Genomic DNA, 9,917 nt, shown 5'->3' with positions numbered 1-9,917 from the left:
GAGACCATGGAGACAGATACGCTCTACTGGGACAGGGAGAAGGAGACCATCTATACGGATTGCTATGTCAAGATGTACTCCAATGATGGATTCATGCAGGGATACGGAATGGTTTCAGACCAGCGTGCCAACAATACCATCATCAGGAAACCTTTCGACAGTTACGGCGTAGTTGTGCAGGATAGCACGGTTGTTATCATCGATACGGCCAATTTTATTGGTCCGTTACGAAAAAAATAATGGTAATTGAAAGAAAATAACTACCTTTGCGTCCCTTATAGCACATTTTAAAAGCTTAAAAACAATAAAAAATATCTAACAAATGGCGGTTCTTGAAACAATTCGCGTCAAGTTCGGTATAGTAATCACCGCGATCATCGCGCTTGCATTGCTCTCGTTCATCGTGGATCCGAACACCTTAAGCTCCGTGAGTCAGGCTATGTCATCTAAGTATGACGTAGGTAACATCAACGGAAAGACAGTATCATATCAGGATTTTCAGGCTGATGTGGATACCTATACTGTAATCAGCGAGCTCATGACAGGCTCTTCAGTAAGAGGTGACCAGGAAACCAAGGAAATCCGTAATCAGGCTTGGCAGGCACTTATCGATAAGTACCTCTTCATCAAGAATGCCAATGCTGCAGGTATCGAGGTAGGCGAGCAGGAGCTCATCGACCTTACCACCGGTACAAACGTTTCTCCAATCATCGCTCAGAACTTCATGGACGAGAACGGTAACTTCTCAAGGGAGTACCTCATTCAGTTCGTTCAGTCAGCTAAGGACGATGAGACCGGAAGGCTCAACACCCTCTGGAACTACATGCAGAACGTTATCCGTACCCAGCAGTACTACACCAAGTATGCAGCTCTCTTCGCAAACAGCAACGTACAGAGCCCTCTCATGCTCGCGAAGCTCATCGAGGAGAACAACGTCAGCAGCAATGTAGACTTCGTCATGGTTCCTACCGCTTTCGTAGCTGATTCTGTAGCTAACGTAAGCAGCAGCGAGATCAAGAACTACTACAACGCTCACAAGGACTTCTTCAAGCAGAATGCAAGCCGTGACATCGAGTACGTACTCTTCCAGGTTACTCCTTCTGCGAAGGACGTTGCTGATGCAAAGGATGCATACCTCGCACTCTACGAGGAGTTCACTACCACCGACAATATGAAGAGCTTCCTCCTCAGGAACTCTGACCGCCCTCTCTCTAACTACTGGTACGCAGCAGGCGAGCTCAATACCGTCAACTCAGAGATCAACGATTTCGTGTTCAGCGGTGCTGAGGGTACAAGCGAGATGGTTCAGAACGGTGACGTCTTCTATGCAGCACGCATCATGGCCAGCAAGATGATCCCAGATGAGATCGAGGTAAGGTATGCTCCAGGCAGCGAGATGAATGATTCAACTCTCGCAGTTCTCCGCGACGCAGAGCCTATGACCATGACCCAGAGCTATATGGTTCCTGGTTTCGAGCCACTCTTCGAGGCTAAGGTCGGCACTCCTATCGTGGTAGACGTTCCAAGCTATGGTAAGTTCCTCGCAGAGCTCGTTTCAGCTAGCGAGCCTGTTCTCAAGAAGCAGGTTGCCATCTATGAGAAGGCTGCCCTTCCTAGCAAGGAGACCTACAACAGCGCATACAGCGAGGCTAACAATCTCGCAGCTCAGTCAGCAGGTAAGCTCGAGAACTTCCAGGCTGCAGTTGAGGAGCTCGGTCTCGTATCTCATCCAGTTAACAGGATGACCGAGGCTGCCGAGACTCTCGCAGGCGTTGAGAACACCAAGGAAATCACCCGTTGGGCTTTCGATCAGAAGAAGGCCGGCAAGGTTTCAGATATCATCACCATCAACCAGAACTACTTCTTCGTAGTTGCTTGCACCGGTATTCACAAAGAGGGTTACGCTCCTGTTGAGGAGGCTGCCGCAACTATCAAGAGCACTCTCAAGGCTGACAAGGTTGCCGAGATCCAGAAGGCAGAAATCGCAAAGAAGATCTCTGGTCTCAACTCAATGGAGGCTATCGCAGAGGCTCTCGGTACTACCGTCAGCCACAGCGAGGACATCACCTTCTCATCACTTATGAGCCAGGGTTCTGATCCTGCATTCGTAGGTGCAGTTTCAGCAGCGCAGATCGGTCAGATCTCAGGTCCTGTGGCTGGTGCATATGGTGTATATGTATACCGCGTCAACTCACGTGACACCGGTGCATACTTCACCGAGGATGATGCTAAGGCAAGTGAAATGCAGATCGCACAGAGGAACGCGCAGATGCTTATGTACGTTATGATGGACGATGCTGACGTGAAAGATAATAGAGCACGTTTCTTCTAATCAGAAGAAATTAGCACACAACACGAGCAATCGCCACTCTGTGAAGAATGGCGATTGCTTTATTTTTATACAGATACAAAAAAGGCGAAGACCGCAAAGTCTCCGCCTTTTTGTGTGTATGCTATTCCGATAGTTTATACATTGAAGAGGAAGTGCATGATGTCACCGTCCTGTACGACATAGTCCTTACCTTCGACACCGAGCTTTCCGGCAGCGCGACATGCTGCCTCCGACTTGAGACTTACGAAGTCATCGTATTTGATTACCTCAGCGCGGATGAAGCCACGTTCGAAGTCTGTATGGATGACGCCGGCTGCCTTAGGTGCCTTGTCACCCTTTCGTATGGTCCATGCGCGGCACTCGTCAGCACCCGCGGTGAAGTAGGTCTGGAGACCGAGGAGCTTGTAGGCGCTCTGGATGAGCCTTGCCGAACCAGGCTCTTCGAGTCCCATCTCCTCGAGGAACATCTGCTTCTCGTCATAATCTTCGAAATCTGCGATGTCGGACTCAGTCTTGGCCGAGATGATGAGTATCTCTGCGTTCTCGTCCTTCACAGCCTCGCGTACAGCCTCAACATAGGCATTTCCGTTTGCTGCTGAAGCCTCATCCACGTTGCAGACATACATCACAGGCTTGTTGGTGAGAAGGTAGAGTTCCTTTGCGAGGGCCTCCTCTTCAGCGTTCTCAAGCTCGACAGTGCGGCAAGACTTGCCCTGGAGAAGGACTTCCTTATACTTTGCGAGGAGTTCGCAGAGCTTCTTGGCATTCTTGTCTGCGCCGACCTTTGCCTGCTTCTCTGTCTTTGCGAGACGGTTCTCCACTGTCTCGAGATCCTTGAGCTGGAGCTCCATGTCGATGACCTCCTTGTCACGTACAGGATTGACGCTGCCGTCAACGTGCACTATGTTTCCGTCGTCAAAGCAGCGGAGTACATGGAGGATTGCGTCACACTCGCGGATATTTGCAAGGAACTGGTTACCGAGTCCCTCACCTCTGCTGGCGCCTTTCACAAGACCCGCGATGTCGACGATCTCGACCGTTGCAGGAATGGTCCTCTGTGGCTTGCAGATCTCTGTAAGCACGTCAAGACGCTTGTCTGGTACCATGGTTGAGCCGATGTTTGGCTCGATGGTGCAGAATGGGAAATTGGCGCTCTGGGCCTTTCCGGAGCTTATACAGTTGAACAGTGTGGATTTGCCGACGTTAGGCAATCCTACGATGCCGCATTTCAATGCCATGATTTATCTGAATTTAGGGCTGCAAAGTTAGCAAGAATTTACTAACTTGCCGCTATGAAAAGGATTGTGACCGTACTTTTGTGCCTCATGGGCACATTTACGGCAGTGGGGGAGGAAAGAGATTCGCTGCTTGTCGTATTTTGGAATCTTGAGAATTTCTTTGATTACACGGACGGCGGAGGTGGTTCGTCGGATGCCGAATTCTCGGCGACGGGGCCTCGCAGGTGGACCAGGAAAAGGTTTTGGACCAAGTGCAATGCAGTTGCGAAGACGCTCCTGTGGATAGCGGACAGGGAAGGTCGTCTTCCGGACGCCGTGGGATTTGCCGAGATTGAGAATGAATTCGTACTCAGAAGCGTGGTGCGCAATACTGCGCTGTCCTCCTTCGGCTATTCTTATGTCCATTACGATTCTCCGGATCCTCGAGGAATAGACGTGGGCCTGATATACAGGGAGGAGGCTCTTTCCCTGCTTTCTTCGCGTCCGCACGCCGTCAATGGCTCAACTACCCGAGACATACTTGAAGTCCGCCTTCTGGATGCAAAAAACGACACTCTGAACCTTTTGGTGAACCATCATCCTTCCAAGTACGGGGGAAGTACGAGTGCGTCGCGCAGAATAGGCGCGATGGAGACGATGCTTTCGGTCGTGGAGAGCCTTGGAAATCGAAATACCCTTGCGATGGGGGACTTCAACGACACGCCGGACGGCGAGGCTTTCGAACTTGTCCGGGGAACCATGGTTAACCTCGCCGAGCCCATTGCGGAGAGAGGAGAAGGAACCATACGCTACGAAGGGAAATGGGAGCTCATAGATATGTTCATGGCTACCGAGGACCTGGCTGAGGGTGCAAGCATGAAGATAGCCTATCCGCCTTTCATAATAGCCAAAGACTCCGCCCATTCCGGCGAGAAGCCTCTGAGGACTTACTCTGGGCCGAGATATCTGGGCGGAGTCTCCGACCACCTTCCGGTGGTGGCTAGGGTTAGATTTTAGCCTTATTTCTTAGGTGCAGCAGACTTGCTTGATGAGCTGCCGCTGCTTGTAGGGATATTCTTGTAGAAATACTCGAACATCTTTCTGGTGATCCACTTTGCACCGAGGTTATGCGAGTAACCTGGGAGGTAGAGCTGCTCGAAGTCCTTGTCGTTCTTGATGAGCTCGGCAACCACCTGGAGTGAAGATGCAGGATCCACGTTGTCGTCGACCTCGCCGTTGATGATGAAGAGCTTGCCCTGGAGCTTGTCTGCATTGTCCACGTTCGAGTTCTCAGAGTACCATGGGCCGATAGGGTAGCCCATCCACTGCTCGTTCCACCAGATCTTGTCCATGCGGTTGTCGTGACATCCGCAGAGAGCTACGCCGACCTTGTAGAACTCAGGATGGAAGAGAAGCGCTGCGAGAGTGTTCTGGCCACCTGCTGAGTATCCGTAGATACCGACATTGGAGATGTCGAGGTTCTTGTACTTCTTCGCTGCTGCCTGGATCCAGAGGATGCGGTCAGGGAAACCTGCGTCCTTGATGTTCTGCCAGCATACGTCCTGGAACTTCCTTGACCTGTTGTCGGTTCCCATACCGTCGATGGTAACGACTACGTATCCGAGCTCACAGAGGGTGATGTTACGTGAGTTGCAAGAGAAGACCTTCTCGACATGTGAGTCATGCGGACCTGCATAGATGTACTCGATGACAGGATACTTCTTGCCAGGCTTGTAGTTCCTTGGGCGATAGATGGTGCCCCAGATGTCGGTCTTGCCGTCACGGCCCTTGGCGACGAATACCTCAGGCATGGTGAAGCCCTTCTTGAGGAGGGCGCTGATGTCCTGCTTCTGGATTTCCATCATGATGGAACCGTCTGAAGAAGAACGTACCACAGCGGTGTTAGGAAGGTCTGGACGAGAGTAGTTGTCGATGAAGCAGGTGTAGTCACGAGAGAAGATAGGGGTGTGGAATGCGTTCTCAGGAGTGAGGTCCACGATCTCGCCACTCTTGATGAAGAGCTTGCATACGTGCTTGTTGTATGGGTCCTCGCCCTTCTTCTCGTTGAGTCCGTTCGCAGAGAAGAGGATGTAGCCCTGAGCCTCGTTCACCTCATGGATTTCCCTGACGTTCCACTCGCCGCTGGTGAGCTGGGTGTTCCTTGCAGATACTGGGTCAACGATGTAGAGATGCCTGTAGCCGTCGCGCTCTGAGATCCAGAGTATACGCTTGCCATCCTTGAAATAGTAACGATAGAGATCGTTGTAGTAGATGAACTTGTAGTCGTACTTAGCTGTGTTCTCGTCTGCGAGGACGCGGGTCCTACCGTCACGTGCATTGACTGCTACGAGCTGGTATACCTGATGGCCACGCTGGTTGTACTCGAAGGTGAACCACTCTGAGTCAGGTGACCACTGGCCGAGATAGAGTGAGTACTGGTTTGCGAAAGGAGCGTTGTCAACCCTTATGGCACCGGTCTCCACATTGAGGAGAGCAACCTCGGTCTGAGGGAGGGTGTCGCCTGGCTTCGCATAGTCGAGCCACCTGTATGTAGGCTGAACCTGAGTGTCAGGACGAGAGGTGCGGAGAAGGATCTGCCTCTCCTTGAGCACCTGCTTCTTGCTTGCAGCGATCTTCTTTGAGTCAGGAGACCACATGATCCTCTCGTAAGGATAGGTCTCAGAACCGTCGAAGCTGAGCTGCTTCTCCTGTCCGTCCTTCTTGACCCAGACATTGTTGTCCTTGATATAGGCCTCTGCGGTTCCGTCAGGAGACTTGAAGCTTCTGTTGTCTCTTCTGTGATAGTATTCGCTCTCGTCAGAAGGATCATAGTATGGCCTGTTGTATCTCTGCCTGAGCTCGTTGAGCTCCTGCTCAGAGACTACCTTCTTGTTCTTGGTCCTTACGTTCACCTCGTAAACCTTGTCGCCATCCTGCTCATGGTTTGAGTAGATGAACGAATCGGCATCCTTCCATACGCCCTGTACAGGGCCGTTGTAAGCGAGGTTCTGTTCGATTCTTGCCTGATCAGCCTTTTCATAGGTCTGATAGAAATCCTGCGCTCCGGCCATCGCTGGGACAAGTGCGACAGCTGCTGCAAGGACAAGTGTTTTGAGTGTGTAATTCATTGTCTTTAGTTAAAATTTAGGCAAAAATAACGAAAAAAAAGGTAAATTTGGACCTCCCCGATCGTAAAACGGATCTTTAGGATATGAAGACAAGAATTTCAGACAAATTCAATACACTTTTCGGATGCGAGGGACAATTCTATGCATCTGCGGGACGAATCAACCTCATCGGCGAGCACACGGACTATAACGGAGGATATGTGTTCCCTGGAGCTATCGACAAGGGCATCATGGTCGAGATTGCACTCAACGGAACGGAGAAGGTATGTGCCTATGCTCTGGATATCGATGAGTATGCAGAATTCGGCCTGGAGGAGGGTGACGCACCTACCCAGCAGTGGGCAAGGTACATCTTCGGCGTCTGTCGCGAGACCGTCAAGCGCGGAGGTAAGGTGGGTGGCTTCAATGCCGTCTTCTCGGGAGATATTCCTCTCGGAGCCGGACTCAGCTCGTCTGCTGCCCTCGAGAGCGCATTCGCTTTTGCCGTCAACGACCTCAACTCAAACCATATCGACAAGTTCGAACTGGCGAAGATAGGACAGAGCACCGAGCACAATTACTGCGGTGTGAAGTGCGGCATCATGGACCAGTTCGCCTCATGCTTCGGTAAGGCAGGCAGCCTCATCAGGCTCAACTGCAAGACCATGGAATATAAGTATTTCCCTTTCAATCCGGAGGGATATAAGCTTGTCCTCGTCGACTCGTGCGTGAAGCATGAACTCGCTTCATCCGCATATAACAAGCGCCGTCAGTCGTGCGAGAACGCTGCAGCTGCCATCAAGAAGAACCATCCGGAGGTGGATTTCCTCAGCGATGCCAACCGTCTCTGGCTCGACGAGGTGCGCTCGGAGATCTCACAGGAGGATTTCCTCCGCGCCGAATACATTATCGGCGAGGTCCAGAGGGTGCTCGACGTCTGCGATGCTCTCGAGAGAAACGACTATGAGACCGTGGGCGAGCTCATGTACCAGACCCATTTCGGTCTCAGCCGGTTCTATGAGGTTTCTTGCGAGGAGCTCGACTTCCTCAACAAGCTTGCACGCAAGATGGATGTCACCGGATCCCGCGTAATGGGTGGCGGTTTCGGCGGCTGCACCATCAACCTCGTGAAGGAGGAACTCTACCAGGAGTTCGTGGATGCAGCGGTGGAAAAGTTCACCGAGAAATTCGGACATGCACCGAAGATCTACGACGTCGTCATCGGAGACGGCGCCAGAAGACTTCAGTAGGAAACCGAAGAATAGAAAAGATTATCCGAGCAGGCTGGTCAGCCAGGCTCCGTCGACCTTTGCAAACCCTTCCTCTGCTTTGATGGAAGGGTTTCGCTGTAATATGCCGAGGCAGTCCTCGTATACGTTGAAACCGATGTTGCAGCCGACCATCTTACCGTTGTCCGGGAAAGAGAGTGTGATATACTCGGTGTCGTCCTGAACACCTTTGCGATAGAAGTGCATAGGCAGATTCAGGATCTGGGTCGCCTTGTCCTCGCCGGCTTTTGCCGCCATCTCGACCCTCGTCACGTACTTGCACATTTCGACCACCACGTCGTCCAGCCCGGCCTCGAAGATGAGTATCTTTTCCATCAGCGAGCTCACGTCGCTTACGCGGCGCAGGGTATAGTCGCCCATGGCCTTGGCATGGTTTGTCACAGCCTTCATCTCGCTCTCCGGAAGGTCTCCGGCAGGGGTGAGCCATATCATGAGCTTCGAATCCGGATCATGGTAGAGCGTCTCGTATTTCACGAGATTCGCCTGTCCGCAGTCTGGACACTGCCATACGAATATGGATCCGTCCTTGACCTTCTCCTTGAGCTGAGGGTCGTCTGCCGTGTTTATGCTTCTGTAGACCGTTATGTCTGCTTTCCTGCCGCATTTGCAGCAGCCTGCGCTTGTGTGTGAGATTAGTGACATGGTGCAAAAATAGCAATTAAAAAAATATGTCTATCTTTGCTTCCGCCAATAATTATATTATCAACCATTAAACCTAAACAAATGAGCAATTTGGCAAAGAAGTTGACCTCCGAGGACTGGATGGCCTGCTGGATCGGTTTCATCGTGATCCTTATCGGCGCAATCTCGGTTCTTACCGGTTGGTTCGACTTTTCCGCACTTAAGTTCAGCACCTGGGCTTGCGGAGAATCTCTCTCCGAAGCTGCGGCAGCAAAGGTGACTCCTCTCGGAGCTCAGTTCGCCTCTGCAAGTTTCTGGATCAGACTCTGTGTCACCGTTCTGGTGATCGGAGCTCTCTTCACCGCAGCCATCAAGATTCAGGGTGGGGACGTCAAGAAGTACATCCCGGCTTTCCTTACGCTGTTTGTACTTGCTGTGATCGTGCGCCTCATCAGCGCAGAGTTTACTCTCAATCGTTACTTTGAGTGGGCCTTCTGGGCACTCATCGTAGGTCTCATCATCGCGAACACCGTCGGTGTTCCTGAGTGGCTCCGTCCGGCAATCAAGACGGAGTTCTACGTGAAGACTGGTCTCGTCATCATGGGATTCTCTGTCCTCTTCAGCAACATCGCGAAGTTCGGTCTCTATGGTCTCGGCATCGCATGGATCGTGACCCCAGTGGTCATCCTCTTCATGTGGTGGTTCGGCACAAGGGTCCTCAAGATGGACAACAAGCCGTTGGTAATCACTCTTGCATCTGCGACCAGCGTCTGCGGTACTTCTGCAGCCATCGCTACCGGCGCAGCGTCTAACTGCAAGAAGCAGGACCTCGGAATGGCCATCTCCATCTCCATCATCTTCACCATCATCATGATGGTAATCGAGCCGATCATCATCAAGACTTGCGGCATGTCTGCAATCATGGGTGGTGCGCTCATCGGTGGTACCGTCGACAGTACAGGTGCAGTTGCACTCGCTGGTGCTGAGCTTGGCGGCGAAGCTGAGAAGGCAGCCGTGCTCGTAAAGATGATCCAGAACATCCTCATCGGTTTCATCGCGTTCTTCGTGGCTCTCTTCTTCGCTACCCGCGTCGAGGGCAACAACGGTCAGAAGGTCGGTGCAAACGAGATCTGGACGCGCTTCCCTAAGTTCATCGTCGGATTCTTCATCGCATCCCTCGTTGCTTCATTCATCGTCCTCCCTCTCGCAGGCGGCGACCAGGTCAGCGCAATCAACAAGGTCCTCGACCAGTACAAGAACTGGTGCTTCGTCCTTGCCTTCACCAGCATCGGACTCGACACCAACTTCAAGACCATCGGCAAGCAGCTCCAGGGCGGTAAGGTTCTTTGGC

General features: G+C 52.0%; 7 protein-coding genes and 1 pseudogene. 5 read left to right on the top strand and 3 right to left on the bottom strand.

The features are described from left to right. Both AC06ND_RS04680 and AC06ND_RS04675 read left to right on the top strand, forming a co-directional pair. Nucleotides 1-240, top strand: a pseudogene (locus AC06ND_RS04680) (hypothetical protein); the annotation flags it as partial. 82 nt (nt 241-322) lie between these two features. Further along, entirely contained in the window at nt 323-2,332 is a 2,010-nt protein-coding gene (locus tag AC06ND_RS04675) for a peptidylprolyl isomerase (RefSeq protein ID WP_475677830.1), read from the top strand. A 134-nt stretch (nt 2,333-2,466) separates the two neighbouring features. On the opposite strand, the gene ychF is transcribed toward AC06ND_RS04675, so the two are convergent. Beyond that, nucleotides 2,467-3,570 carry a redox-regulated ATPase YchF gene (gene ychF / locus AC06ND_RS04670; RefSeq protein ID WP_475677829.1) on the bottom strand — a complete coding sequence of 368 codons (1,104 nt, stop codon included), beginning with the start codon at nt 3,568-3,570 and terminating at the stop codon, nt 2,467-2,469. A gap of 54 nt (nt 3,571-3,624) precedes the next feature. On the opposite strand from ychF, the gene AC06ND_RS04665 reads away from it, so the two are divergent. Beyond that, nucleotides 3,625-4,566: an endonuclease/exonuclease/phosphatase family protein gene (locus AC06ND_RS04665; protein ID WP_475677828.1), complete on the top strand. Its 942-nt coding sequence runs from the start codon at nt 3,625-3,627 to the stop codon at nt 4,564-4,566. A 2-nt stretch (nt 4,567-4,568) separates the two neighbouring features. Here AC06ND_RS04665 and AC06ND_RS04660 read toward each other — a convergent pair whose 3' ends face one another. Next, nucleotides 4,569-6,677, bottom strand: coding sequence for a S9 family peptidase (locus AC06ND_RS04660; RefSeq protein ID WP_475677827.1), 2,109 nt, complete (start codon nt 6,675-6,677; stop codon nt 4,569-4,571). 83 nt (nt 6,678-6,760) lie between these two features. On the opposite strand from AC06ND_RS04660, the gene galK reads away from it, so the two are divergent. Further along, nucleotides 6,761-7,906, top strand: a complete 1,146-nt coding sequence (gene galK / locus AC06ND_RS04655; RefSeq protein ID WP_475677826.1) for a galactokinase — start codon at nt 6,761-6,763, stop codon at nt 7,904-7,906. Nucleotides 7,907-7,927: 21 nt separating this feature from the next. Here galK and AC06ND_RS04650 read toward each other — a convergent pair whose 3' ends face one another. Next, complete coding sequence (locus AC06ND_RS04650; protein WP_475677825.1) at nt 7,928-8,587, bottom strand: CpXC domain-containing protein; 660 nt, start codon at nt 8,585-8,587, stop codon at nt 7,928-7,930. 90 nt (nt 8,588-8,677) lie between these two features. Here AC06ND_RS04650 and AC06ND_RS04645 point away from each other — a divergent pair. Next, on the top strand, nt 8,678-9,917 hold a 1,240-nt coding region (locus AC06ND_RS04645), incomplete at its 3' end, for a YeiH family protein (RefSeq protein WP_475677824.1).

This window comes from Candidatus Cryptobacteroides sp. (genome assembly GCF_056207615.1).
This window is presented reverse-complemented; position numbering and strand designations above follow the sequence as displayed.